At 64.4% G+C, this 26,072-nt stretch carries 25 protein-coding genes; 10 read left to right on the top strand and 15 right to left on the bottom strand.

What is annotated here, in order from left to right:
* Nucleotides 1-49: 49 nt before the first annotated feature.
* The gene (locus tag X750_RS147675; RefSeq protein WP_032892399.1) at nt 50-1,195 is read left to right on the top strand and encodes a sugar ABC transporter substrate-binding protein; all 1,146 of its coding nucleotides are present in this window, start codon (nt 50-52) and stop codon (nt 1,193-1,195) included.
* Between the two features lie 72 nt (nt 1,196-1,267).
* The gene (locus X750_RS1000000163745) at nt 1,268-3,130 is read left to right on the top strand and encodes an ATP-binding cassette domain-containing protein (RefSeq protein WP_084558238.1); all 1,863 of its coding nucleotides are present in this window, start codon (nt 1,268-1,270) and stop codon (nt 3,128-3,130) included.
* A gap of 18 nt (nt 3,131-3,148) precedes the next feature.
* Here the strand turns inward: X750_RS1000000163745 and X750_RS147680 are convergent, their stop codons facing one another.
* The 3 genes from X750_RS147680 to X750_RS147690 all read right to left on the bottom strand — a co-directional run bounded on the left by X750_RS147680 (nt 3,149) and on the right by X750_RS147690 (nt 5,311).
* Nucleotides 3,149-4,153 carry an NAD(P)-dependent alcohol dehydrogenase gene (locus tag X750_RS147680; RefSeq protein ID WP_023747828.1) on the bottom strand — a complete coding sequence of 335 codons (1,005 nt, stop codon included), beginning with the start codon at nt 4,151-4,153 and terminating at the stop codon, nt 3,149-3,151.
* A gap of 48 nt (nt 4,154-4,201) precedes the next feature.
* A complete protein-coding gene (locus tag X750_RS147685; protein ID WP_023747827.1) occupies nt 4,202-4,474 on the bottom strand; it encodes a hypothetical protein in 273 nt (90 codons plus the stop codon).
* 84 nt (nt 4,475-4,558) lie between these two features.
* The gene (locus X750_RS147690) at nt 4,559-5,311 is read right to left on the bottom strand and encodes a thioredoxin family protein (RefSeq protein ID WP_023695474.1); all 753 of its coding nucleotides are present in this window, start codon (nt 5,309-5,311) and stop codon (nt 4,559-4,561) included.
* A 389-nt stretch (nt 5,312-5,700) separates the two neighbouring features.
* Between X750_RS147690 and X750_RS147695 the strand changes: the two genes are divergently transcribed.
* A complete protein-coding gene (locus X750_RS147695; RefSeq protein ID WP_023747826.1) occupies nt 5,701-6,921 on the top strand; it encodes a hypothetical protein in 1,221 nt (406 codons plus the stop codon).
* 29 nt (nt 6,922-6,950) lie between these two features.
* The gene (locus tag X750_RS147700; protein ID WP_023747825.1) at nt 6,951-7,583 is read left to right on the top strand and encodes a PQQ-binding-like beta-propeller repeat protein; all 633 of its coding nucleotides are present in this window, start codon (nt 6,951-6,953) and stop codon (nt 7,581-7,583) included.
* A 52-nt stretch (nt 7,584-7,635) separates the two neighbouring features.
* Here the strand turns inward: X750_RS147700 and X750_RS147705 are convergent, their stop codons facing one another.
* On the bottom strand, nt 7,636-7,941 hold the full coding sequence (locus X750_RS147705; RefSeq protein ID WP_023689804.1) for a hypothetical protein: 306 nt from the start codon (nt 7,939-7,941) through the stop codon (nt 7,636-7,638).
* 285 nt (nt 7,942-8,226) lie between these two features.
* On the opposite strand from X750_RS147705, the gene X750_RS147710 reads away from it, so the two are divergent.
* Nucleotides 8,227-8,571 carry a PQ-loop domain-containing transporter gene (locus X750_RS147710; protein ID WP_023673886.1) on the top strand — a complete coding sequence of 115 codons (345 nt, stop codon included), beginning with the start codon at nt 8,227-8,229 and terminating at the stop codon, nt 8,569-8,571.
* A 37-nt stretch (nt 8,572-8,608) separates the two neighbouring features.
* Here the strand turns inward: X750_RS147710 and X750_RS147715 are convergent, their stop codons facing one another.
* Nucleotides 8,609-9,340, bottom strand: a complete 732-nt coding sequence (locus X750_RS147715; protein ID WP_023747823.1) for a DUF2270 domain-containing protein — start codon at nt 9,338-9,340, stop codon at nt 8,609-8,611.
* 238 nt (nt 9,341-9,578) lie between these two features.
* Between X750_RS147715 and X750_RS147720 the strand changes: the two genes are divergently transcribed.
* Nucleotides 9,579-11,873, top strand: a complete 2,295-nt coding sequence (locus X750_RS147720; protein ID WP_023747822.1) for a cation:proton antiporter — start codon at nt 9,579-9,581, stop codon at nt 11,871-11,873.
* A 30-nt stretch (nt 11,874-11,903) separates the two neighbouring features.
* On the opposite strand, the gene X750_RS147725 is transcribed toward X750_RS147720, so the two are convergent.
* Nucleotides 11,904-13,112 carry an MFS transporter gene (locus tag X750_RS147725; protein WP_023693802.1) on the bottom strand — a complete coding sequence of 403 codons (1,209 nt, stop codon included), beginning with the start codon at nt 13,110-13,112 and terminating at the stop codon, nt 11,904-11,906.
* Nucleotides 13,113-13,367: 255 nt separating this feature from the next.
* On the opposite strand from X750_RS147725, the gene X750_RS147730 reads away from it, so the two are divergent.
* Nucleotides 13,368-13,787, top strand: coding sequence for a VOC family protein (locus X750_RS147730; RefSeq protein ID WP_023747821.1), 420 nt, complete (start codon nt 13,368-13,370; stop codon nt 13,785-13,787).
* A gap of 95 nt (nt 13,788-13,882) precedes the next feature.
* On the opposite strand, the gene X750_RS147735 is transcribed toward X750_RS147730, so the two are convergent.
* Complete coding sequence (locus X750_RS147735) at nt 13,883-14,470, bottom strand: dihydrofolate reductase family protein (protein ID WP_023703096.1); 588 nt, start codon at nt 14,468-14,470, stop codon at nt 13,883-13,885.
* 132 nt (nt 14,471-14,602) lie between these two features.
* On the opposite strand from X750_RS147735, the gene X750_RS147740 reads away from it, so the two are divergent.
* On the top strand, nt 14,603-15,019 hold the full coding sequence (locus X750_RS147740) for a helix-turn-helix domain-containing protein (protein WP_023703095.1): 417 nt from the start codon (nt 14,603-14,605) through the stop codon (nt 15,017-15,019).
* Nucleotides 15,020-15,469: 450 nt separating this feature from the next.
* Nucleotides 15,470-16,573, top strand: coding sequence for an NAD(P)/FAD-dependent oxidoreductase (locus X750_RS147745; protein WP_023747820.1), 1,104 nt, complete (start codon nt 15,470-15,472; stop codon nt 16,571-16,573).
* A gap of 58 nt (nt 16,574-16,631) precedes the next feature.
* Here X750_RS147745 and gcvA read toward each other — a convergent pair whose 3' ends face one another.
* Nucleotides 16,632-17,531 (bottom strand): transcriptional regulator GcvA, encoded by a 900-nt coding sequence (gene gcvA, locus X750_RS147750; protein WP_023747819.1) that lies wholly within the window; start codon nt 17,529-17,531, stop codon nt 16,632-16,634.
* Between the two features lie 131 nt (nt 17,532-17,662).
* On the opposite strand from gcvA, the gene X750_RS147755 reads away from it, so the two are divergent.
* On the top strand, nt 17,663-18,367 hold the full coding sequence (locus X750_RS147755; protein WP_023705118.1) for an SDR family oxidoreductase: 705 nt from the start codon (nt 17,663-17,665) through the stop codon (nt 18,365-18,367).
* Between the two features lie 31 nt (nt 18,368-18,398).
* Here X750_RS147755 and X750_RS147760 read toward each other — a convergent pair whose 3' ends face one another.
* The 7 genes from X750_RS147760 to X750_RS147790 all read right to left on the bottom strand — a co-directional run bounded on the left by X750_RS147760 (nt 18,399) and on the right by X750_RS147790 (nt 25,892).
* Complete coding sequence (locus tag X750_RS147760) at nt 18,399-19,301, bottom strand: carbohydrate ABC transporter permease (RefSeq protein WP_023673469.1); 903 nt, start codon at nt 19,299-19,301, stop codon at nt 18,399-18,401.
* 1 nt (nt 19,302) lies between these two features.
* Nucleotides 19,303-20,241, bottom strand: coding sequence for a sugar ABC transporter permease (locus X750_RS147765; protein ID WP_023673470.1), 939 nt, complete (start codon nt 20,239-20,241; stop codon nt 19,303-19,305).
* A gap of 101 nt (nt 20,242-20,342) precedes the next feature.
* A complete protein-coding gene (locus X750_RS147770) occupies nt 20,343-21,668 on the bottom strand; it encodes an ABC transporter substrate-binding protein (protein ID WP_023747818.1) in 1,326 nt (441 codons plus the stop codon).
* 39 nt (nt 21,669-21,707) lie between these two features.
* On the bottom strand, nt 21,708-22,793 hold the full coding sequence (ugpC, locus tag X750_RS147775) for a sn-glycerol-3-phosphate ABC transporter ATP-binding protein UgpC (RefSeq protein ID WP_023705116.1): 1,086 nt from the start codon (nt 22,791-22,793) through the stop codon (nt 21,708-21,710).
* A 195-nt stretch (nt 22,794-22,988) separates the two neighbouring features.
* A complete protein-coding gene (locus X750_RS147780; RefSeq protein WP_023709492.1) occupies nt 22,989-23,567 on the bottom strand; it encodes a DUF922 domain-containing protein in 579 nt (192 codons plus the stop codon).
* Between the two features lie 64 nt (nt 23,568-23,631).
* The gene (locus X750_RS147785; protein WP_023705114.1) at nt 23,632-24,909 is read right to left on the bottom strand and encodes a D-tagatose-bisphosphate aldolase, class II, non-catalytic subunit; all 1,278 of its coding nucleotides are present in this window, start codon (nt 24,907-24,909) and stop codon (nt 23,632-23,634) included.
* A complete protein-coding gene (locus X750_RS147790) occupies nt 24,906-25,892 on the bottom strand; it encodes a sugar kinase (protein ID WP_023708714.1) in 987 nt (328 codons plus the stop codon). The genes X750_RS147785 and X750_RS147790 overlap by 4 nt, the downstream gene beginning before the upstream one ends.
* Between the last annotated feature and the right edge of the window lie 180 nt (nt 25,893-26,072).

Below are 26,072 nucleotides of genomic sequence, written 5' to 3'. Positions count from 1 at the left end.
CGCGAGGCTTGCGATGCGCGGCAACAATCAACGACAGGGAGGAAGTGAAATGCGATCTGACAGGAACATGATGCTGGCGACGCTGCTCGGCGTTGCCGGTGTGCTCGCGGGAGGTACCATTCTGGCAGGCGCGCAGGACGGCCCGGCCGGGCTCACCAAGCCGGCGGTATTTGCGCCGTTCGATCCGAAGGCGCCGGCCTGCAGCCCACCGCCCGGCCTGAACAAGGTGCTGGCCTTCGCGCAGGATAACGAGCGTGAATTCATGCAGGGCGTCGACCGCGGCCTGGCCGCCGCCGCCAAGGATCGCGGGCTGGAATATCGCCGCGCGCTTGCCAACAATGACGCCGCCAAGGGGGTCGAGCAGGTGCAATTGTTTCTCGCCTCCAAGATCGGCGGTCTGGTGGCGGCGCCTGTGGACCCGGCCTCCATGAGCCGCAGCCTGCAGGAGCTTATCTGGTCGGGCGCCTATGTCGGCACCATCGTGCCGCCGCCAGCCACGTCGCTGCTCAATGCGCCGCAATACGAGACCGGCAAGGTGCTGGCCGAAGCGGCCGCGGCCTACATAAAGGACAAGCTCGGCGGCAAGGCCAATGTCGTCATCCTGTCCCATGACAGCATGGAATTCCTGGCGCCGCGCTTTGCCGCCATGCGCGACATCTTCAAGGCCATGCCTGATGTCACCATCGTCGCCGACATCTCACCCAATCCCGTCAACAAGGAAGGCGGCTTTGCCACGATGAGCACCATTCTCCAGGCCCATCCCGACGTCGATGTCGTGCTCGGCGCCGACACGGTCGTGCTCGGCGCGCTGGCTGCCCTGGAAGCGGCGGGCAAGGCGCGGCCGGACCAGTTCCTTGGCGGCATCGACGGCGAACCGGAGGCAGTCGCCGCGATCAAGAAAGGCGGCGGTCCCTACAAGGCAAGCATCAGCCTGGCGTCGCCGGTCTTCGCTTATGCCATGGGCCAGCACGCGGCCGACTGGCTGGAGGGCAAGAGCATCCCGCAGGCGATGGATATCCTGCCCGTGGCGCTGACCAGCGACTACATGGCCCAGTACGAGGCCGATGTCGCCGACCCGGCCGCGGTCTACAAGGACCCGAAGCGCCGCGATATCTATCTCAGGATGTACGGCAACATCTGCTACGATACGCGCGACCAGTATGTGAATTTCCCCTGGTCATCCGAGGCAAAGTAGCGCCTGTTTTTCCCACGCGATACGGGCGGGTTCAGCCTGACCTGAAACCGCCCGCTTCAGTGAGAGGCAAGCATGAGCACAGACAGCTTTCGAACGGGGACGACACCGCTGCAAACGGGCCGGTTTTCATCCTTGCTGCCGGGCGTCAAGGCACCGGGCGAAGCCTCTGGCCGCATCGGGCTGGCGCTGGTCGCGCTGGGCTTGATCATCGCCTTCTCGCTGTTGAACAAATCGTTCTTCGGCCTCGACAATTTCGTCGTCATTGGCGTCAACTCGACCTCGATCCTGATCGCCGTGCTCGGCACCTCCGCGCTGCTGATCGCCGGCTATGTCGACCTCTCCATCGGCAGCATGGTCGCCTTGATCGGCATCATCACCGCCAAGGTTGCGGTGGCGACGCAGAGTGCGCTGCTGGCGATCTGCGTCGGCCTGGGTCTCGGCCTCTTGCTCGGTCTGCTCAACGGTCTGCTGGTGCGCAGGCTGAGCATCTCGCCGTTGATCGTCACGCTGGCGATGCTGGCGCTCTATGGCGGCCTTGCCTTCGTCGTCTCCAGCACCGCGGTCTATGGTTTTCCCGAGGCTCTGCTCGAATTGGGGCGGGGCAAGATCTTCGGCATCCAGTACACCGTGATCATCGCCGCATCTGTCTTTGTCGTCGGAGCCTTTGTCTTGACCAGCACGGTCACCGGCTTGAGGCTCTACGCCATAGGCGGCGACCCGCGCGCAGCCGAACTCTGCGGCATTCCGGTGGGGCGCACGGTGGTTGGCCTCTACGCCGCCAATGGCTTGCTGATCGGCCTGGTCTCGGTTCTGATCGCCGGTCGTCTCGGCAGCATCACGCCGACCATCGGCGTTCGCTTCGAGCTCGACGTGCTCACCGCCGCCATCCTAGGCGGCGTCGCTTTTTCCGGCGGCTCCGGCCGGCCGCTCGGCATCGCCATCGGCGTTGCCACCATCGGCATCCTCAATGCAGGACTGATCTTCGTCGGCCTGCAATCATGGTGGCAATCCATTTCGGTGGGAAGCATGCTGTTGCTGGCGTTGGTGGCCGACCAGGCTGCGATCGGTTTTCGCGGCCGGCGCGCTCGGGCGGCCGCGACCAACTTCACGGTGGCGGACAATGGTGCCGTCGCCTCGGCCGGCCCTGCCGCGACGGCGGGCAATGCAGAAGCCCCGCAAGGTCCGGCATTCTCGATTGCCGGCGCCCGCAAATCCTACGGCGCGCTGACGGCCGTGGAAGAGGCGAGCTTCACGGTCGGCAAAGGCGAGATCGTCTGTCTGCTCGGCGACAATGGCGCCGGCAAGTCGACGCTGGTGAAGATTATTTCGGGCGCCATCCAGCCCGATGCCGGCGCGATGACCCTCGAGGGCCAGCCGATTTCCTTCAGGAGCCCGCAGGATGCACGCGGCGCCGGCCTGGAGACGGTCTACCAGGATTTGGCGCTCTGCCCAAACCTCAGCGTCGCCCACAACATGATCCTCGGGCGTGAGGAAACGCGGCGTTGGCTCGGTGTCTTCCCGGTTCGCGACGACCGAAAGGCCGCCGAGCAGTGTCGTGCCCGGCTTGCCGCGCTGGGCGTCACGCTTCGCGACGAAAACGTTCTGGTGCGCTCGCTGTCGGGCGGCCAGCGGCAGTCCATCGCCATTGCCCGCGCGCTTGCCGATCACGTCAAGCTGATCTGCCTCGACGAGCCCACCGCCGCGCTCGGCGTCAAGCAGACCGCGCAGGTCGTCAAGCTGATCCGTTCGATCGCCGCCAGCGGCACCGGCGTCATCCTGGTCACGCACGACCTGTCGACGGTCAGGGCGCTGGCCGACAGGATCGTCGTGCTCAGCCTCGGCAGGGTGGCTTACGACGGCTCGGCCAGACAGCTGACCGCCGATCAGCTCTGGGGCCTGATGGCAAGCGGGACGCTGGCGCCGGCCGCTGGGTAGGAATGCCGATCGCAGGATCTAAAGCTCGAGGCAGACCTTGCCGAAATGCCTTTGCGCTTCGTAGTGCCTGAAGGCGGCGGCGATATCCTGCAGTGGAAAGCTGCTGTCGATGACGGGCTTCAGGCGGTTGACCTCTATCGCACGGATCATGTCCTGCTGGTCGGCTTTGCTGCCGATGGAAATTCCGCTGATGCGGATCTGGTTTGAAAACAGCGCCGGGATTGAAACTTCTGCTGCAAAGCCGGTCAGGACGCCGATGAGTGCGATATGCCCGCCTGTCCGGCAGGCCGTTATCGACTGCGCCAGCGTCGCCGGTCCGCCGACCTCGATCACATGATCGACGCCGCGTCCGTCCGTCAGTTCCTTGGCCCTGCCGCCCCACTCCGGCACCGCCTTGTAGTTGATGACGCTGTCGGCCCCGAGTCGTCTGAGCTTCTCCAGCTTCTCTTCATCGGACGACGTGGCGATGACCCTTGCGCCGGCGGCCTTGGCAAATTGAAGCGCAAACAATGACACGCTGCCGGTGCCAAGGATCAGCACCGTGTCGCCGGGCTTTACCTTGCCGCATGTCACCAGGCCGCGCCAGGCGGTGACGCCCGTGCAGGTCAGCGTTGCCGCCTCGAGATGCGTATAGCCCGCCGGCGCCTTGGCGAAGGCCTGCGCCGGCATGCACACATACTCGCTGGCGAAGCCGTCGAAACTGTCTCCGGGAATGTCGCGGCTTGTATCGGATCTCATGTCGCCGGCCAGCCACCAGGGGTAGAAAACACTGACGACGCTGTCGCCCGGCTTGAACGTGTCGACGCCGTCACCGATCGCGATCACCTCGCCGGCGCCATCCGACAGCGGCACGCGGCCGTCGGCGAGCGGCACCTTGCCTTGTACGGCGAAATCGTCGCGCATGTTCAGCGCGCAGGCGCGAATCCTGACCAGCATTTCTCCCGGCCCAGGCCGGGGCTGATCCTCCTCGACCAGGTCGAGCTTGTCCAACCCGCCCGGCGCTCTCAGCCTGACCAGCTTCATAGTCTCTCTCCGACGTAAAGAGCGTTAGCATGGCGGCGGCGGTCCAGCCTATCGCCGGATCGGCCGGCCGGAAATCACGCGCAGCCAAGGCGCCAGATGGACGGCGCTCATCAAGAGATACATCAGCGGCATGCCGGTGAGCGGGGAGGCATCGGCCCCCAGGCACGACATGACGCCGTCGCCAGCGTGAATGCAGGTAAGCAGCGCCATCACGGCGAAAACAGGGGCCGCGGCGAGGCACAGCCAGTCGGCGGTGCGGAGAGAAACTGCATCGGAGCGTTGAGGGACCTCACTGCCGGTGCCTGTGCCGATATCGCTCATGGTCATAATCCCTTGATGATCAATGCCCGGCTTTCCTGTCCCGTGAGGGACAGGAAACCAAGCTGGATGGGCCGCTCCAGGTCCTTACTTGCCGTCCTTGTTGCGGAACGCGGCTTCGCCGGCCGCCGACACTTCCTCCCACGTCTTGTCGGGTGCGGCGTCGTAATTGTCGTGCCAGTTCCACCAGCTGTAGAGCTCGGTCTGCGGATAGCCTTCGGGCGAATCCTCCCAGATTTCCTGGCGGCCGAGCGGCGTTGCGTCGAGGTAGCTCCAGACCGTGCCCATCTGCTCGTCGCCGCGGTTGTTGATGAAGTAGGTGCGATAGACTTTCTTGCCGTCCTGGATGAACACGTTGTGGCCGTGCCATTCGTCGACGCCGAAATCCTTGTCGAAACTGTCGGTGATTGTGTACCAGGGCATCTCCCAACCCATCCGCTGCTTCAAGCTGGCAATGTCGGCCTGCGGCGCGCGGGAGGCATAGGCAAGCGTGGTGTTGCGGGCGTTCAGATGGGCGAGATGGCCGACCTGGTCGGCGCCGAGCGAACAGCCGCGGCAGGCATGTTCGGGCCAGCCGTGGACGCCGGGTTCGTAGAAGGCGCGGTAGACGATCAACTGCCGCCGGCCCTCGAACAAATCGAGCAGGCTCGCTTTGCCGTTGGGACCCTCAAACACATAAGCCTTGTCTACTTCCATCCATGGCATGCGCCGGCGCTCGGCCGACAGCGCGTCCCTGGCGCGCATCGTTGCCTTTTCCTTCACCAGCATCTTTTCGCGCTCGGCTTCCCATTCCTGCCTTGAAACGACCGGTGGGGTCTTCATTGCCACGTGCTTGGTCATTGCTTGTTTCCTTTGCCAATTGTTGAGCCGTTGTGGCTTGTCGTTGCCTGTTGATCGTGAGGCAGGCTAGGGCCGCGAGGCGGCGAGGGCGGAGTTACAAATGTGACGGCATTTGCAGGCGGGCCACCGCAGCAGGGGTGGCGAGGCCGCACGGTGGGCTCGAGGTCCTCGGAAGCAGGCATGGTCGGTTTTTCCTTATTGAGAAGCTTAACGCGACTGTCTGAGATGCTCAGGCTAGCGAATGCGAATATTGCCGTCAACGCAGGCCTGGGCGTCTTCAACCAGTCCAGATGGCTAGGTCGCCGTCCGCAGCTTGCTGCTTGGCGGTGGTGACTTAAGTTAGGGCCGGTAAGGGGAGCGGTGGGAGTTACAAATGTGACGGGATTTGCATGGACTCGCTGATCACCGCGGCAGGGCTGGCGCTGGCGGCGGGCAACCCGCTGGCGGCACTCGACCGCGTCGCCTTGCGCGAGGATGCCCCGGCGCTGGCGTTGCGCGGCATTGCCATGGCGCAGCTCGGCGATCTCGACCGCGCCAAAGTACTGTTGCGTAGGGCCGGCCGTGCCTTCGGTCCAAAGGAGGCGGTGGCGCGCGCCAGATGCGTTGTCGCCGAAGCCGAGATCGCGCTTGTTTCGCGTGATCTCGGCTGGCCATCCAAGGCGCTCGACGCGGCGCGGTCGACATTGGAAAAGCATGGCGACCGGCTGAACGCGGCGCATGCCGGGCATCTCAAGGTGCGCCGCCTGCTTCTGATCGGCCGCCTCGACGAGGCTGAAGACGTGCTGGTTGGGCTCGATCCGTCGCCGCTTCCGCCGGCCTCACGCGCTGCGCATGAACTCGCGGTTGCCGGCATCGCCATGCGGCGCCTGAAGACGAAGGCCGCGCGCGCAGCCCTTGAGTGGGCGCGCTATGCCGCCCGCCGGGCCGGCATTCCGGGTCTTATGGCGGAGGTCGACAGCGCCTTCCTGGCACTGGAGACGCCGGCGGCGCGGCTGATCGCAGGCGGCGAGGAGCGCCCGCTGCTGCTCAAGGAGGTCGAGGCACTGCAGGCGTCGCCGGCCTTGGTCGTCGATACGTTCCGCTATATCGTGCACAAGCAGGAAACAACGATATCCCTGGCAACGCGCCCGGTGCTGTTTGCGCTGGCGCGCGCGCTTGCCGAAGCCTGGCCGGCGGATGTGCCGAGGGCGACGCTGATTGCCCGCGCCTTTGGCGGCCGGCATGCCGATGAATCGCATCGCGCCAGGCTGCGGGTCGAGATCGGCCGCCTGCGCGCCGAATTGCGCCCGCTGGCCGGCATCGGCGCGACCAGCCAGGGCTTTGCGCTGGCGCCGCGCGAAGCAGGCTCCGTGGCGGTGCTGGCGCGGCCGATCGAGGAGCGGCACGCCGCGCTGCTGGCCTTCCTGGCCGATGGTGAATCCTGGGCCAGCTCGGCGTTGGCGCTGGCGCTGGGCGCTGGACAGCGCAGCGTACAGCGGGCGCTCGAGCAGTTGGCCGAGACCGGCAAAGTGCAGTCCTTCGGCCAGGGCCGGGCGCGGCGCTGGATGACGCCACCGGTCGCTGGTTTCACGACCACCTTGTTACTCCCGTCGCCGCTGCCGAACGGCTAGGAAAGGTGACCATGATCGAGGACCAGGACATGAAACATTCAGCAGCGGAAATCCTGCGCGAATACGGGCCCTTTCCTGATGTCGACACCGTGCACGGCGTGAGCTTCGACGGACAGAATGTCTGGTTTGCGACGGGCGAGCGGCTGACCGCCTTCGATCCGGCAAGCGGTGAGACGCTGCGCTCGATCGATGTCGCCGCCCATGCCGGCACCGCCTATAACGGCCGGCATCTGTTTCAGCTCGCCGGGGACCGCATCCAGAAGATCGACCCGGATACCGGCAAGGTGCTCTCCACCATCCCGGCGCCCGGCGGCGGCCGCGATTCCGGCATGACCTGGGCCGAGGGCACGCTCTGGGTGGGGCAGAACCGGGAGCGCAAGATCCACCAGATCGATCCCGAGACCGGGAAAATCCTGCGGACCATCGACTCAAACCGCTTCGTCACCGGAGTGACCTGGGTCGATGGCGAGCTCTGGCACGGCACCTGGGAAGGCGACCAGAGCGATGTCCGGCGCGTCGATCCGCAAAGCGGAAAGGTGCTGGAACGGCTCGACATGCCGGCAGGGGTGGGCGTTTCCGGGCTCGAATCCGACGGCGGCGACCGCTTCTTTTGCGGCAGCGGCCCCGGCGGCATGGTGCGATCGGTGCGCCGGCCGAAGTAAGGCCGTCAAGTATTAGGCCGGCAGCGTATTTCCTACGGTCATCCCGCCGAGATCATATCCCGGAGCCGTCGAGCAGCGGGACGTCTTCGCCTTGCCACGGACTTGGCATTGAAGCCCGGCTCAGATTGGCCGTCGGCAGCGGCATCCAGCATTTCAACTCCGGTTCGGGGTATTCGATCACCCGTCCTGGCGACGAATCGGAAGAGCGCCAGCCCTCCGTGCCGAACTGGTCGGCGCGCGACCAGTAAGCGAGGTCGACCTCGGCCGGCCCCTGTTCCGATGGCCTGACCGTGACCAGGATGCGGCTGCCGTCCTTGGGCGCGCTCGCCATGTGCCGCCAGCGATCGGGTTCGTCCATTCTCATGTCCTCCTGCACGTTGCAGGGATAGTCGCCGCGCTCTTGGCAGCGGTCAACCCGAACTTTGCCCAAGCACGAGATCTGTTTAGTACTCCCGCGCCGTCGGCCGAAACAGGATCTGGTTAATGTCGACCTCGTCGGGCTGGCTCACGGCGAACGGCCCACATGGCGAAAGAATCCGAGTGCCGGGCCGCAACAGGAAAATCGAAGCCGGCATGTGAACGGGCTCACATGCCGCCACTGCAAGGAACGCTATGGGACGTCCGGCCATGACAGGGGTTTCGGATGACACTTGCTGATCTGTCTTTTTATCTTTTCACTATTTTCAATGGCTTGCGCGTGGTGTCCTACCTGCCGCAGATCGTGCGGGTGGCCCGGGACAGGCACGGGGCGTCGGCGATTTCCTACGCGACCTGGCTGTTGTGGACAGGCGCCAACGCCACGACGGGACTCTACGCCCACATCAATCTGAACGATCCCGCTCTGGCGGCGATCAACTGGCTGAACGCCGTATGCTGCGTGCTGGTCATCGCGCTCACCGCCTACAAGCGCCATCGCGCACGGCTTCCAGTTGAGGAAGCCGCAAGCCGGTCGGAAGCGACCGCTCTGATGGTCGACAATGTCTGCTGAAGATCACCGCGGCAGATTGCGCTTTTCGAGGCCGCTCTCAGACATGCACGGTGCCATGCGAAAGCTCGCCATCGTCGCTTGAGATGAGGAAAGCGGCTGCGAGCAGGCCGACATAGAACAGCCCGACCATGCACGCGACATAGATGCCTGGAACCGGGCCGAGCTGCGCCACGCGCGCGGCGTCGAGAAATGACGCGCCCAAGCCTATCGGCGACCCTTCGCGCTGCAGACTGGGCGTCGTGATCTTCAGCACCCACGCCAGCATCAGGATCGTGTACATGAAAATGTAGTTGCGGCGCAGCCGGCGCACCAACGCCGCGCGTTGCGAGATCAGGAAGCGCGGCGAACGCAGGCCTTCGCCGACGATGGCCAGCCAGTTGGAGGCGTAGTCGGGCTGCGGCGAGAAGATCTGCGCGAAATAATAGCGCTCGAACTGGCGCACCCTGGCCCGGTAGACGTCGAAGAAACGATAGCGCCGCGCCTCGATCCATAGCAGCAGCGTGGTCAGCAGCATGGCAAAGAGCAGCACCCCGTGATGGGCGCTGGGCGTCGAGAGTGAGACTGAGAGCATGGCGGCGACGACAGTAATCGCCCAGTTGCTGGTACGGTCCAGCCGGTCGCGCCAGCCGGCCATGCGGGCGATTTCGGCGCGGTGGAAATGCGACATGGTGGCCACGAATTCCGATGAGGTGAGCTTCAGCGCGAACGCATCAGACGCCCGCGGCGCTGCAGCCGCTTCGTCGGTTTTCACGGTCTTGACCTGGGACATCCCTTGCCATGCGCCTCCCAACGCCATGGCCGGCCGAAACGACGCCGGTCATCCCCATCTGCGCAACGCGCAATCGGTTGAAAATGTTCCGTCGCCGGCCCGGGTCTCGGCGGTTTATCCGCAGTCAGATAGGCCTGTTATGCGATTCAGGTAATGAGTAACCTGCGGCGCGCCAAGGGAGCGTGGCGTGCAACCGATCTCGCCCGCAAACGTTATACCGGGCACGATGAGGGGGTGCATGTCCTTCGTGGTCAACCGGCGCCGGCCGGTCGCGCTTGCCGCGGCAGCTTTCGCATTCATCCCGGCCGCATCGTTGGCAGCCGAAAAGACCGGCATGTCCAGCGAGGGCATTTTCGTTCTCGAAATCCTCCTTCTGCTTCTCGTCGGCCGCGGCATCGGCGAATTGCTGGAGCGTCTCGGCCAGCCGGCGGTGATGGGTCAGCTCATCGGCGGCATCCTGCTCGGGCCATCGCTGCTCGGCTGGCTATTGCCGGAAGCAGAACGCGTGATCTTTTCAGGCGACGCCACCCAAAAGAGCATGATCAGCGCCATCGCCCAGCTCGGCGTGTTGATGCTTCTGTTGCTCACCGGGATGGAGACGGATCTGCGGCTGGTGCGCAGGGTCGGCCGTGCGTGCTTTTCCATCTCCGCCGCGGGCGTCGCCGTGCCTTTCGCGCTCGGCTTCACCGCCGCACAGTTCATGCCGGCCTCGCTGCTGGCCGACGGAACCGAGCGCATTGTCGCCGGTCTCTTCCTCGGCACGGCGCTGTCGATCTCCTCGGTCAAGATCGTCGCCATGGTGGTGCGCGAGATGAACTTCATGCGCCGCGATCTCGGTCAGATCATCGTCTCGTCGGCCATCATCGAGGACACGATCGGCTGGGTGATCATCGCCATCACCATCGGCATCGCCACCAAGGGGCGCATCGAGCTCGGCAGCCTTGCCTTCACCATTGTCGGCGTCGCCGCCTTCATGGGGTTTTCCTTCACGATTGGCCGCCGCATCGTCTTCGACGCCATCCGCTGGACCAACGATACGTTCCGCAGCGAATACGCCGTCGTCACCGTCATTCTCGCCATCATGGGCGCAATGGCGCTGATCACCGATCTGATCGGCGTCCACACCGTGCTCGGCGCCTTCGTCGCCGGCATACTGGTTGGGGAATCGCCGATCCTGTCGCGTCATATCGAAGGGCAATTGCGCGGCGTCATCATGGCGCTGTTCATGCCGGTTTTCTTCGGCGTCGCCGGCCTTTCGGCGGATCTCACCGTGCTTGTTGACCACGAGCTTGCGCTACTCACGGCCGCTTTGGTGCTGATCGCCAGCTTCGGCAAATTCGCCGGCGCCTTCATCGGCGCCGAGCTTGCCGGCTTGAGCCGCAAGGAAGGCATCGCCGTCGGTTGCGGCATGAACGCGCGCGGCTCGACCGAAGTCATCGTCGCCTCTATTGGCCTGTCGATCGGCGTTCTGTCGCACAATCTTTTCACCATGATCGTGACCATGGCCGTCATCACCACGCTCGCCATGCCGCCGACCTTGCGTTGGGCACTCGGCCGCTTGCCGATGGGCGAGACCGAGAAGAAGCGTCTGGAGCGCGAGGAGATCGACCAACGCGGCTTCATCGCCAATCTGGAACGACTGCTGGTGGTGACCGATGAGGGCGTTGTCGGCCGCTTTGCTGCTTACCTCGCAGGAGTCGTGGGCGCCGGCAGGCCGACGACGGTGCTGCATGCCCGAGGCGAGGGGGAGGAGGCCGAGCCCGGCACGGATGCGAAGCTCGAGCCGATCGAAAAGGGTGCCGAGGACAGCCGCGAGGCCGCCAGGAGTTCGGACGAGGAGCTGGCCCGCGCGGCGCCTGTCACGCGGCGCCACGAGGCCGAGCTTTCGGCCGAAACGGTTGCCAAGGAGGCGCGCAAAGGCTATGGGCTGCTGCTGATCGGGCCCGGCCGCGCGGTCACGTCGAAAGGTGGGTTTGCCCGCCGCATCAACGAGATCGCCGGCGCCTTCGAGGGCCCGCTATGCCTGGTGCTGAAGGCGACCGGCGCCGGCCGCCAGATGCCAAGGCTAGGACCTGAAGGCGGGAAGATTCTGGTTCCGGTCAACGGCACCGCGATCGCCCGCCGGGGTGCAGAAATGGCGCTGGCGATTGCAGCGGTCACGGGTGCGCGGGTCAAGATACTTTATGTCGCGCGCGTCGGCCGCGACGAACCGCGCGACACTGTCTCGCATCGCCGCAGGGAGGCGGTGCTGAAGGATACCGTCGCACTAGCCGACCGCTATGGCGTCGAGATCGAGACGGCCATCCGCAGCCGGGCCGCCGCCGCCGATGCCATTGCCCGCCAGGCCGGCAGGGGGGCGGCGCTGATCGTCATCGGCGTGGCGCGGCGCCCTGGCGAGGAACTCTTCTTCGGCGAGACGACCACCGGCGTGCTGCAGCGCTGCCAATGCCCGGTGGTGCTGATCTCGGACGCCAGGCTCAGCCGCGACGACGAGGGCAGAGAAGAGCTGCGCTCGGGAACGGGGACAGGGTGATGAGTATTTCCCCTCGAGGGGAAATTTCGCTCATGCCGCCTGCAGCCTCTCTCGGCCGGGCTGCGGCGGGAAGGCGATGGCGATGCCGGCAGCACCGAGGCCGATCAGCGCCGAGCCGATGAACAGCCAGGAATAGCTGGCATAGGCGTCGAAGATCATGCCGCCGGCGAGCGGGCCGAACGACATGCCGAGGCTGGACAACAGGGTCGCGGCGCCAAGTATCGTGCCGATGATGCGTGGCCCGAAATAGTCGCGCGCCAGAACCGCATAGAGCGGCATGACGCCGCCATATGTGGCGCCGAAGATGATCGCCAGGAGATAGAACTGCTCGAGATTGCCGACGGCGAGATAGGCGGCGATCACCACCGCCTGGATGGCGAGGCCCACGATCAGCACCGGCTTGGCGCCCAACCTGTCGCCGAGCACGCCGTAGAGCACGCGCCCGCCAAGGCCGGCAAGGCCCTCGACGCTGTAGATCGACACGGCTGCCATCGGCGCCACGCCGCACGACATGGCATAGCTCACCATGTGGAAGATCGGCCCCGAATGCGCCGCGCAACAGGCGAAGAAGGTCATGCCCAGCACCAGGAATTGCGGCGAGCGCAGCGCCTGGCCGACTGACATGCCGGGGGCCGCGGCAGGCGCGGGCGCGCTGCCATCCGCTGCCGCGACCGCCGCCGACGGCTGGCGCACCAGGAAGACGGCCGGCAGCAACAGCACCCAGGCCATGATCCCGATGTCGAACATGGCGGTACGCCAGTCATAGGCCGTGATCAGCCAGCGCGCGAAGGGCGAAATGGTCATCGGCGCCACGCCCATGCCGGCCGAGACCAGCGACACGGCCAGGCTGCGATGGGTCTCGAACCAGGCGGTGGTCAGCGCGATCATCGGCGCGAAGAAGGCGCTGGCCGCCAGCCCGACGATGACGCCATAGCTCAGCTGGAAGACCAGCAGCGATTGGGCTCGGCTCGCCACCACCAGCGACAGGCCGAGCAGCACCGCGCCGGCAAAAACCACCGGGCGGGCGCCGACACGGTCATAGATGGCGCCCCAGGCGAAACCGCCTGCACCCATCACCAAGAAATTCAGCGTCATGGCGCTGGAAATGCCGGTTCGCGACCAGTTGGTGTCGAGCGCCATCGGCTCGAGAAAGATCGCCAGCGAAAACATCGCGCCGAGCGCCACACAGGTCATCAGCGCGCCGCACGCGACGATCACCCAACGGTAGGAATTGTTCATGCTCTTCTCCCGAGATCGGTTTCGATGCGGCGCCACTCGCTCCAGCTCCGTTGCGCCGCTTGCGTCCGAAGGACGTTGGCGGGATTTCGAATCCGACAATCCGGTTGCATTTTTTATCCGGTCTGCGTGGAAGTCCATCCGGATATGACAAAAGCAGGGTGTAAGGCTGCCAAGCGCGCCGACAAGATAGACTGCCGAATTGACGAGCCGCTCCGCGGCACTAGCTTTGTGGTCTCGCGACGGGAGAGATCGCTCATGGAACTGCATCGCGGCCGCCTCATCGACCACGTCCAGCTGGTGGTCAGGGACCTCGAGGCGAGCCGGCGCTTCTATGAAGCCGTCTTCAAGGTGCTCGGCATTCCGATCGGCGGCGAGGCCGAGGACTATTTCTGGGCCGACGAACTGTTCATCTCAAGCCTCGACAGCCGGGCGGCGAGAGGACAACTGACCGGGCGCCATCATCTGGCCTTCCAGGCCAGCGACAACGCCATGGTCGATGCCTTCTACAGGGCCGGCCTCAATGCCGGCGGGGCCGACAATGGCGCGCCGGGTGAGCGGCCCTACCACCCCGGCTACTACGCCGCCTTCCTGCTCGACCCCGACGGCAACAACATCGAGGCGGTGTTTCACGGGCCGGCAAAGCGAAGTGCCGCTTCGGTCGAGATCAATTTCTAGCGCAGGTTCACGAGGAGCGGGTTGCGGTGATCCGTCCGGAGTTCTCGCAAAAACAAAGAGTTGAAGCGGTCCACGGATTCAATCGCTGAACTGCTTCACATTGCCGGCGCGTAGCGGTTCACCACCATTCCGCAGGCATAGGCTTTAGAGCCGAGCAGGCGCAATTTCCGGAAGCCACCACGGTCGAAAATCCGCTCGCCGTCGCCCAGCGCGGCCGGATTGATGAACAGCTGGAACTCATCGACCAGTCCCGCTGCAATCAGCGCCGAGGCAAAGCCGGCGCCGCCGAATACCGCCATGTCGCCTTCACCTTCAGCTTTCAGCGCCTTGACCTCGCGCGGCAGGTTGCCGCTGGCAACCGTCGTGCGCTCCCACCGCGATGCCGCGAGCTTGTCGCTCAGCACCACCTTGCGCGCCTCGACGATGCGCTGCGCAAAGGCGTAGAAGGGATCGCGCGGATAGTTTTTTGCCGCATTGCCCCAATGGGTTAGATAGCCTTCTTCGGCCATCTTGCGGCTGAGCAGAATGGTGTCGATGCCGGCGAACACCGCGTTGAAATCCTGCTTCAAGTCGTCGTCCCACGGGCAGTTGGCGCCCCATTCCCAGAGCTGCCAGTGCTCATCGCCGGCCGCGCCGACAAAACCGTCGACCGATATCTGTATCTGCAGGATCAGTTTTCTCATCGTCGTTCTCCTGAGCTCTGGTGTCACCAGCGCCAGGTCAGGCGGCGTTGGTTATTGCTTTACTTTCGGAACCATTGACATGAGTGAAAAATGATGTCAATAGTAAAGTGATTTAAAAATGGAAGCATTTAAATGTCGACCAGGGAAAGATCCGGCTGTCCCATCAGCCTATCGCTCGAATTGCTCGGTGACCGCTGGACGCTGCTGATCATCCGCGACATGATTTTCGCCGGAAAAAGGCACTTCCGGGAGTTTCTGCTATCAGGCGAAGGCATCTCGTCGCGCACCCTGGCCGAGCGGCTGCAGACCTTGCAGGATGAGGGCATCGTCACCAGAAGCGACGACCCCACGCACAAGCTCAAGGCGATCTACAAGCTGACGGAGGCGGGCATCGACCTGTTGCCGGTGCTGGCGACGCTCGGCGCCTGGGGCAGCAAATACCGCAACGCCGATGACAAGCTGGCAAGGATCGCCGATGAACTGGCGAGGGGCGGCGAGGCAGCGCTCGAGCAGATAAAGAAGAAGCTGCGCGCCGAGCATGTCGGCTAGGGAGGAACGCCTCCCTTCGCGCTGGTGGCGGGCTAGATCGACACGACGTCGCGCAGCCTCACCCTTCCCATCCCGCAAATCGCTGTGGCCGGAGCCATGTCTGCTTCGGATTGCCATCGCCCGAACCACGGCCTCTTCCAGCCAGCGCGCGGTGGCGGGGGCGGCATGCATGCCGATTGGGCCATGCGCCATGCACGTAGAGCTCTTCGGTCGCGGTGCGGCCGGCGACAGGCAGCCCGTCCGACAGCATGGGGCGATTGCCGGGATAGACATTCGTCACCGGGGGTGAGCCGAGACCGGACAGGATGCGCAGCGTGCGCGCCGCGATGCGAAGGCGTCTCGGCGCTAGCGCGCCGATCCACCTTCTCCAACAAGGGGAGAAGGTGAGGCGCGCCTTGTCCCGCCTGCGCTTCTACGCGTAGCCTAAGGAGCTAGCGGGAGGAGAATCGCTTGGACACCACTGTCGTTATTGTCGGCGCCGGGCCCGCCGGCCTTGCGGTCGGTGCCTGCCTGAAGCGGGCAGGAGTGGATTTCATCCTGCTCGAAAAATCGCAGGAGATCGCGCCCGCCTGGCGGCGGCACTATCGGCGGCTGCATCTGCATACGGTCAAGTCGTTCTCGTCGCTGCCGTTCCTGCCCTTTCCCAAAAACTATCCGCGCTACGTGCCGCGCGAACTGGTGGTCCGCTATCTCGACGACTACGCGGAAAAATTCGATCTGCGCCCGCGCTTCGGCGTGACGGTGAAAGCCATTCGCCTCGGGCACGGCGGTTTTCTGGTCGAGACAGGATCGGACAACCTCAAGGCGCGCCATGTCGTTATCGCCAGCGGTAACAATGCCGAGCCGATCATCCCCCGGCTCCCTGCCATCGAGGCTTTCAAGGGCGAGGTGCTGCACAGCACCGACTATACGCAAGCGACGCCCTTTGCCGGCCGCTCGGTGCTGATCGTCGGCATGGGCAACACCGGCGCCGAGATCGCGCTCGACTTGGTGGAAAGTGGCGCGCGTCCGACCATTTCGGTGCGCAAGGGCGTCCACATCGTGCCGCGCCAGCTGTTTGGCGTGCCGATCCAGATGGTCGGCATCGCCAGCCGGCCAATGCCGCAGGCGCTGAACGACTGGATGTTTCCGATCATCCTCGATTTCGCGCTGGGCAAGCTCGAGAAATACGGCATCGTCAGGCCGAAACAGGGCATCCTGCAACAGATCGACGAAGTCGGCCGCATCCCGGTCATCGACGTCGGCACGGTCGACGCCATCACCAAAGGCGCCATCAAGATCGCGCCCGACATAGCGGGCTTCACCGAGCGCGGCGCTGCGTTCACCGACGGCAGGCAGGAAAATTTCGACGCCGTCATCCTCGCCACCGGCTATCGCCCGGGCTACGAAAAGTTTCTGCCCGTGGAATTGCAGCCGGAGCGCAGTGGCGTCAACGCCCGCGCCTCGCAACTCGGCCTCTACCTCGTCGGCTTCTACAATCCGGTCACCGGTCTGCTCAGGGAAATTGGACGCGAGGCGAAGGCAGTGGCGGCCGACATTGCTCGGCGAGGCTGAAAGGGGCGGCGTCGGCCAAGCTGCGGATCTCCCGCCTTGCGGGGAGATCGGCTATCCATCACAGCCCCGCCGCGTCGCCCTCATCGAGCAGCCATTGCCGCACGGCTTGCGTCGGTTCTGGGTGCCGTTGCTTGCGCGGCATCACGACATAGAAATCGTGCGTCCCACGCATCTCTGCGTTGATCGGCTGCACCAGCCGGCCGGCGGCAATGTCGGCAGCGACGAGAAACCGGCTGGCCAGCGCGATGCCCTGGCCGGCAATGGCGGCGTCGATCGCGAGGCCTGTCTGGTTGAAGCGCATGCGTTTGGCCTCGGTGGCCATCTTCAGCCCGAGCGCTCTCTCCATGAATTCCGGCCACAGATTGTGCGCGTCGTGCAACAGGACATGATGCTGGATATCGGCCGTCGCGATCTCGTTCGACTCGGTAGGCAGCAGGGCAGGGCTGCAGATGGCGACGATCTGCTGTGGGAACAACAGGTCGACCATCAGGCCGGCGCCGAAGGGCGGGCGGCCTTGCCTGACCGCAATGTCGACGCCGTCGGCCTGAAAACTCGACAGGCTTTGGCTGGCCAGGATGCGCAAATCGACGAGCGGGTTGTGGGCGACGAACTCCGGCAGTTTGGGGATCAGCCATTTGGTGGCAAAGCTCGGCGTGACGCTGATCGTCAGCCGCGCCGGCTCGGGCCGCAACAGCAGCGTTGCCTTGGAGATCAGCTCGAAGGCGCGGCGAATGTTCGGCGCATAGGCACGTCCCTCATCGGTCAGCGCCAGGCCGCGCGGCAGCCGGTCGAACAGCTTTGCGCCGAGATCGGCCTCCAACCCGCGTATATGCTGCGCCACCGCCCCTTGCGTCACGTTCAGCTCCTGCGCGGCGATGCGGAAGTTGAGATGACGCGCGGCGGCTTCGAAGGCACGCAGCGCATTCAACGGCGGCAGGCTCAGGAAGGCTTCGGGCATGCAGGAGTTTTTCTACAGCTTGATTTCAGGCTTTCTGGTTCGAACCAGATGGCAAAACCGTTTATAGCATTGCTCGAAGGTCGGAAACATGGGCTTCAGAGTCCCGCCAACCCGTGCGAAGGAAAATCGAGATGAATGTAGAAAAAGTGGCAGTGGTCGTCGCCGGTGGCAGCGGCATGGGTGCGGCGGCGGCCAAGCGGCTGGCGGCGGACGGGTTCAAGGTCGCGATCCTGTCGTCCTCAGGTAAGGGCGAGGCCTTGGCGAAAGAGCTTGGTGGCCTCGGCGTCACCGGCTCCAACCAGTCGAATGACGATCTGCAGCGGCTCGCCGACCTGACGCTCGAGCGCTACGGCCGCATCGACGTGCTGGTCAACAGCGGCGGCCACGGGCCACGCGCGCCGATCCTCGAAATCACCGACGAGCAGTGGCACACCGGTCTCGACGTCTATCTGATGAACGTCATCCGGCCGGTGCGCATCGTGGCGCCGCAGATGGTCAAGCAGAGGGCCGGCGCCATCATCAACATCTCGACCGCCTGGGTGGTGGAGCCGAGCCCGATGTTCCCGACATCCGCCGTGTTCCGCGCCGGTCTTGCCGCCTACACCAAGATCTTCGCCAACACCTACGCCGCCGACAATGTGCGCATGAACAATGTGCTGCCCGGCTGGATCGACAGCCTGCCGGCCACCGAGGAGCGCCGCGACAGCGTGCCGATGCAGCGCTACGGCACGTCGGAGGAGATCGCCGCGACCATCGCCTTCCTCGCTTCCGAAGGTGCGGGCTACATCACCGGCCAGAACATCCGCGTCGACGGCGGCATCATCGGCGCGATCTGACCGCGCCGGTCGCCTTGCGTGAGCCGGCGCGTCACTCCTTCACCGCGCCGGTCATCGACGAGACATAGTGCTCGACGAAGAACGAATAGAGCACCACCACCGGCAGCGAGCCGATCAGCGCTCCCGCCATCAGCGCCCCCCATTCGTAGACGTCGGAGCGCACCAACTCGGTCAGCACACCCACCGGCACGGTCTTGTTTTCCGAGGACTGGATGAATGTCAGCGCGTAGATGAACTCGTTCCATGACAGGGTGAAGGCGAATATGCCGGCGGAGATCAGGCCCGGCACCGAGAGCGGCAGCACGATTTTGGTGAGGATCTGCCACCGGCTCGCTCCGTCTATCAGCGCGCATTCTTCCAGTTCGAACGGGATGGAGCGGAAGTAACCCATCAACAGCCACGTGCAGAACGGCACCAGGAAGGTTGGATAGGTAAGGATGAGCGCGAAGGGCGTGTCGTAGAGCCCGAGGTTGAACACCATTACCGACAGCGGAATGAACAGGATCGAGGGCGGCACCAGATAGGCGAGGAAGATGCCGAGGCCGACCTGCCGCGCCCCGGAAAACCGCAGCCGCTCGATCGCATAGGCGGCGAACACAGACGCCAGCAGCGACAGGAAAGTAGCGGCGGTCGAGATGATGATCGTGTTGAGCAGCCAGCCCGGATAGGAGGTCTCGAACAGGAGATAGCGGATATGCTCCAATGTCGGATGCACCACCCAGAACGGATTGAACTGCGCATAGTCGGTCATCTCGAGATTGGGCTTAACCGCCGTGATCGTCATCCAGTAAAACGGAAACAACAGCACGAAGACGAACACCAGCAGCGGCAGATAGACCGTCACCACGCGGCGCGGCAGGCTCTGCAGGTAGCCCATGCCGCCTTCGTCGATATCCCCACGTTTCGCCTTCCTTGTCGCGGCCGTCTTGACCATGTCAGTCTCCGCCGCCTTGTTGCCATTTGCGGCGTTGCAGGCCGAAATAGCTGAACAGGATCGCCGCCAGCAGGAACGGGATCATGGCCACCGCGATGGCCGCGCCCTCGCCAAGCTGGCCGCCGGAAATGCCGCGCTGGAAAGACAATGTCGCCATCAGATGCGTGGCATTCACCGGTCCGCCCCGGGTCAGCACGTAGATCAGCTGGAAATCGGTGAAAGTGAACAGCACCGAGAAGGTCATGGTGATGGCGATGATCGGCGTCAGCAGCGGCAGAGTCACATAACGAAACAACTGCCAGCGACTGGCGCCGTCGAGCGTGGCCGCCTCGTAGAGCGACTGCGGAATGGTCTGCAGGCCGGCGAGCAGCGTGATGGCGACGAAAGGAATGCCGCGCCAGACGTTGGCGGCGATAACCGAAGCGCGCGCATTCTCCGGATCGCCGAGGAAATTGATGCGGTGGTCGATCAGGCCCATTTGCTGCAGCGCCCAGGACAGGATGGAGAACTGCGAATCGTAGATCCACCAGAAGGCGATGGCTGACAGTACAGTGGGCACCACCCAGGGCAGCAGGACTATCGCGCGGAAGAACGATTTGAACGGCAGGTTTTCATTGAGGATGAGCGCCAGCCACAGGCCGAGCACGAACTTCAGGATCGAGGCGCTGACCGTGTAGAGCAGCGTGTTGAAGACGGAGAGCCAGAAGACGTTGTCATTCCAAAGGTACTGATAATTCTCGACGCCGATGAAGATGCCGGGGCGGCCGATCCGGGCATCGGTGAAACCGAGCCAGACGCCCAGCCCGAGCGGATAGGTCAGGAAGACCAGCAGCAGCGCCGCCGCCGGCAGCATGAAGCCGAAGCCCAGCGCGTTGCGGCTTTCGGAGATCCGCGAAAGCATCGACGGACGCGGCTGGGCGGCAACGGACGGCACGGCCATGGAGGGCTCCTCATCGGGGAATCAGGTCACGGCGTCAACGGCCGCCATGGGATTGTGCGACGGGCCGGGCAGCGCACTAGACGCGCCCGGCGGTGCCGTGATCAAACGCGGTAGTAGCGGTTGGCGCGCTTCTCCGCCTCCTCCATCGCCTCCTGCGGCGTCGCCTGGCCGGTCACCGCCTTGGCAAACATGTCGACCAGGACATAGTCGGCCATGGTCGCCGCCGAGGCATAGCCGAGCGGCCCGGCATAGCCGTTGGGGCGCAGCGTCGCCGAGGCCTTGGCATAGGCGGCATTGTTCGGGTCGGCCGTCCACACCGGATTGTTGTCGAAGGCCTTCAGCGTCTGGCAGCAATAGCCCGCCGAGGAGGTGATCCAGTCGGTCATCTGCGGATCCTCGAACATGAACTGCAGATAGGCCTTGGCCGCATTGGGGTGGGGCGTGTAGTTGAAGATGACGGCGGTGGTCACCTGGAACAGTTCGACCGATTTCCCGACGGGACCGATCGGCAGGTTGGTGGTGCGGATGTCCTTGGCGATCTCAGCCAGCTTCGGATCGTTGTCCTTGTTGATCTTGGCCGTATTGTAGGCGGAAATGCCGTTGGCGATGACGCCGAGTTCGCCGGCCAGGAAGGCGCGGTTGTTATTGACGTCGAGCCAGCTTTCGGTCCCGGGAATGAAGGTCTTGTAGAGTTCCTGCGCGTATCCGATCGCCTTTAGCGTCTCGGGGCTGTTGATCGCCACCTTGCCGCTCTCGTCGACCATCTGGCCGCCATGGCTCCACAGCAGCCAGTGCGCGTAATTGTTGCCGTCGCCGACGCCGTGGCCGTGCGTGAAGCCGGCCGGATGTCCCTTCGCCTGCAACGCCTTGCAAAGCTCGAGGAAGCCTGCCGTATCCTTCGGAAATTCGGAGAAGCCGGCCTCCTTCACCCAGCTTTCGCGATAGACGATGGCATTGCCGATCGTGGCCAGCGGCAGGCCGACGAACTTGCCGTCCCGCGTCGCATATTGCTTTGGTCCGTCGTGCCAGCCGCCATATTTCGAGCCCAGATACTCGCCGAGCTCGGTCACGTCGTGCAGCTTGTCGGGATATTGATGCGGGTCGTCGAACCAGACGAACATCAGGTCCGGGCCGGAACCGACATTGGCGGCGACCGCTGCCTTGGGGCGAATGTCCTCCCAGCTTTCCTTGTCGACACGAACCTCGACACCTGTCGCCTCGGTGAAGCGCTTGGTGTTGGCCAGCCATTGATCCTCATCGCCCTTGACGAAGGGCGACCAGCGCAGCAGCCGCAGCTTTGCGCCTTCCTCGGGCTTGTATTTCAAGCCCTCCTGGGCAAAAGCCGGCGAGCCGACGACCCGGCTTCCCAGAGCTCCCGCCGCGGCACCTGCGGTCGTGCGGATTACATCGCGTCTCGTGAATTTCATGGTCGTCTCCTCCGGTTTATCTTCCTTGCTATGCGGTCCTTACCATCCGTTACGCGTTTCAAATCGTGTTCCGGTCTTGCCGTCAAAGAGATGAATCAGGCCAGGCGCGGCAGTGAGCCGTATGGTTTCGCCCGGTGTGAAGGCATGGCGTTCGCGGAAATTGGCGACGATCTCGTCGCCGCCGGCGGTGCGGCCGATGATCTGCACTTCCGACCCGGTCGGCTCGACCACCGCGACGGTGACTGGAATGCCTTGGTCTGACGATAGCCGCAAATGCTCGGGCCGTATTCCCAGCACCACCGGATGACCGTTGCCAACGGCCGGCGCGCCGGCCAGCGGCACGGAAATTCCCCCGGCGCCGCGAAAGGACGGAGACCCGTCGGTGACGATCTCGCCCTTGATCAGGTTCATGGCGGGCGAGCCGATGAAACTGGCGACGAAGAGATTGTTTGGCCTGTCGTAGAGCTCCAGCGGCGGTCCGATCTGTTCGACGATGCCGTCATGCATGACGACGATCTTGTCCGCCATGGTCATGGCCTCGATCTGGTCGTGGGTGACATAGACTGTGGTCGTCTTGAGCCGCTGGTGCAGTTCCTTGATCTCGGCGCGCATCTGCACCCTGAGCTTGGCGTCGAGATTGGAGAGCGGTTCGTCGAACAGGAAAACCTGTGGATCGCGCACGATCGCCCGGCCCATGGCGACGCGCTGGCGCTGGCCGCCGGAAAGCTGGCGCGGATATCGCGTCAGCAATGGCACCAGCCCGAGGATTTCGGCGGCGCGCTGAATGCTGGTAGCGCAATCGGCCTTCGAAACACCTTTGAGCATGAGCGAGAACGCCATGTTCTCCGCGACCGTCATGTGCGGGTAGAGCGCGTAGTTCTGGAACACCATGGCAACGTCGCGCTCTTTCGGCGCAACGTTGTTAACGACCCGATCCCCGATCGCGATCTCGCCCCGAGAAATCTTTTCCAGGCCGGCGATCATCCTGAGAAGGGTCGATTTTCCGCAACCCGACGGGCCGACCAGCGTGACGAATTCGCCGTCGTCGATATCCACACTGACGCCGTGCAGGACCTCGACGGTCCCGAACGATTTGTAAACGTCGCCGATCGCGACAGACGCCATCGATCTCCTCCCGAATGCTTCTTGCGACGCCCCGAAGGAAACCGCTCCTCTCCCGCCTCGCGACCGTCTCCCATTCCCCCAACAGGTCGCGCGACGATCAGACGGTAGCGCTACCAAGCCTGCCTGTAAAGCGGCCATGCGGACGGTTTTCTTGTCGTTCGAAACACCCGGCGCAATGACCGGTTCGCCGGCAAACTACCCCCCATTCACAAAAGCCAGCACCAGCTTCTGCAGGTTTCCGCCGGGGCCGAATTCGACCCGGTCGAAGTCGCGGCTCGCCTGCCGCTGAGCCAGCGAGATCTGGGCGAGTTGCCTCGTCAGCTCGGTTCTGATCTTGCTGCAGGCGGGGTCATCAGTAACGGTCAGGCCGACGCTCACCGCCTCGATCTTGCGCACCATCTCGGCGATGGCTGCGCCATGCACTCTCTCGTGGGCGGCGAGCCCGGCGATGAACACCGTCCAGTTCTTCTGGACGGAAGCCGGCAACGGTTCGGCCGGCTTCGGCAAGGTGTAGGTGATGATCAGTTTCGGGCGCGCCGATTTGAGCACGCAGGCGTCGCCTTTCGGCCTGTAGTCCCTGGTCCAGGTCAGCTTGAAATTGGTGTGCGCAATGACCCGACCCTTGCCGAGCAAGGGGCCGGCTTCGCCGATCGCGGCATAGAGTTCCGGGCCGGTCCGCCCTGCGATGGCGTAGGTCTCGACCTTTTCGACCGGCTTCCAGTCGGCGCGTGCCGGCGACGCCAGCAGGGAGGCCGCGAACAGGAGAAAGAACATGGCTGGTTTCATGGAAACGTCAGAGACACTGGGCTGAGGCAAAGATCAACCCGGCGCAATGCACTCAGGTCCCACGGCAGGCCGCGTCATAGTCGGCCAGCACCTGATCGACAGCTTCGAGAAGGATAGCCTCGGGATTGCCCGCCGGCCCGAGTTCGGCCGGCAGCGCCGGCAGGAATTGCCGCATCAGCGTTTCGGGAATGGCAACGTCGTCCAGCGCCTTGCGCAGGCGCTCGACGGCCGCGACAGCGGTGGGGTTGCTCCAATAATAGCGGATGCGGTCGCTGTAGCTGTAATGCCGCTGCACATAGAGCTCTGCTTCATTGCCATGATAGTGGCTGTGCCAATGGCCGGGGGCTGCCAGCATCGCGCTTTCCATGGTCCGGGCGAGCGACCGGTCGCCATAGTCCCTGGCCATTTCGGAGGCGATCAGGTCGAGCCCGTAAAGCGCCTCGCGCAAGGCGAAGGTCAGGCCGGGGCCGACCTTGAGGATAGGAAAGCCGTTTGCGACCAGCGCGGTCAAAGCCGCACGGCTCTGGTAGTCGGTCGAATGCGCCTCGTAGACGAGCGACGGCTGCTCATCGAGCAAGCCGGTCAGGCCCTTGGATTTCTCGGGCGCGTAGGCGACGACGTTCTGGCTGCCGAATTCCACGCCCGGCTGCACGACCACGGCGATGACGCGGCCGAAGGCCTCGGACAGGCCTTCGCGGGCAAAGATCTCCCGGTGAACCTCGATCGTGCGCCGCGCCGCCGCCGCCTCAGTCGGCTTCAACTCGCTGATCGCATGGTCGACTCCGCCGGGGGCGGGGACTTCGGTGCCGATGATGTAGACCGGCAAGGTGCTGCCTGCGGCGTGCGCGCCCGTTTCGGCCGCCTTTGCCAGCCGCGCCGCCCGGGTGGCGATGGTCTCGTCGTCAAGCGCCGCCGGCTCGCCGGCGCAGCCCATCGATGCGTCGAGATGGATCTTGGTGAAGCCGGCCGCGATATAGGCGCCGACCATGGCCTCGGCCTTGTCCATCGCCTGCGCCGCCGGCTCTGCGCGCCACGGGTTCGGTCCCAGATGGTCGCCGCCGAAGATGATGCGCGAGGCTTCCAGCCCCTCGCGGCAGGCGATCTCCAGCACGAAGGCGACGAACAGCGCCGGGGTCATTCCGGTATAGCCGCCGAACTGGTTGACCTGATTGCAGGTTGCCTCAATCAGCAGGTTTTTCTCCCTGTCGGCAACGGCGCGCCTGATCGCCGTCTGGATCACCAGCGGATGCGCGGAGCAGATCGAGGTGATGCCGTAGGGCGAGGCGTTTTTGCGCGCGCTGGCGAGGCCTGCAAGCGGGTTGGCGCTCATGTCCGTCTCGCTGTTCCCTTGATGAATTGGTCAAGCGCATCGAAGCCGGCGGTGCCTTCCATCGGGCCGCGCCGGGTGATGTTGCGGGCGCCGGCGGCATTGGCATAAAGCAGCGCCTTGCCGGGCTCCATCCCCTGGCGGCGGCAAGTCAGGTAGGTGGCGCCAAAGCAGTCGCCGGCGCCCGTCGGGTCGACTTCCTCGACTTGAAAACCGGCGCAGTCGATCCTGGCGCCGTCGGCGCCGAACCAGGAAGAGCCGTCAGCACCGCGCTTCAGCACGATCTCGCCGACGCCCCTGGCAAACAGCGCCGCCACCGCCTGATGCTCGTCATCGACGCCCGCCGTAGCGAGCAATTCGTCGCCGGACGGCAGCAGCAGGTCGGCATCGTCGATGAGGGCGGAAAACAGTGCGCCGTCGGAGCCGTCGATCAGCTCCTTGCGCACATTCGGGTCGAATGAGGTCGAGCCGCCGCGGGCACGAACCGCCTGCACTGCGTAGCTGACGATCTCCTTCAGCCCTGCCACCGACAGCGTCGATCCCATGATATGCAGATGGCCGGCCCTGTCCGCCAGCAGGCGCGCAGCAGTGGTCAGGTGGATCTGCCCGGCGGCGGATTCGGCGATGTTGTAGACGAAGTCCCTGATACCATCGGGCCGGTAGCGCACGAAGGCGCATCCCGTCGGGAAGCGGTCGCTGATATCGACGGCGGAGACGTCGACGCCGTCGCGCTCCAGCCGGTTCAGGTTGAGCGTGCCGAAATCGTCGCGACCGACGCAGCCGATGATGCCGGCGCCGCCTCCCAGCCGGGCGACCTGGTCGATGAAGATCGCCGGCGCACCGCTGGGGAATGGCCCGACAAGCGATTGCGGCTCGAGGAAGCCGAAACCCAGTTCCGTCGCCATGATCTCGACCAGGATTTCGCCGGCGACAATCGTTGGCCCCACGGCCTCGGCGGCGATCTCGCTTCGGCGCGAAAGGCTCATGCTTGCGATTCCTCTCACACGCAAACTGATTGCTTGCCCGCGCAGTTATCCGACGCAAGTGTTTATCGGGTAAATCGCACATACAGCGAAGTCAATAAAGCTCTCATGCGTATAGTTTATCTGTTTCCGCGCGTACACATTGCAGGATTCGGGTGGCTGGTATCGTGGCACCGTGCAAAT

Origin of the sequence: Mesorhizobium sp. LNJC391B00 (genome assembly GCF_000502535.1) — a bacterium.
Lineage (GTDB): Bacteria > Pseudomonadota > Alphaproteobacteria > Rhizobiales > Rhizobiaceae > Mesorhizobium.
Note: the sequence above shows the minus strand (reverse complement) of the source record. Positions and strands in the feature narration are given on the sequence as shown.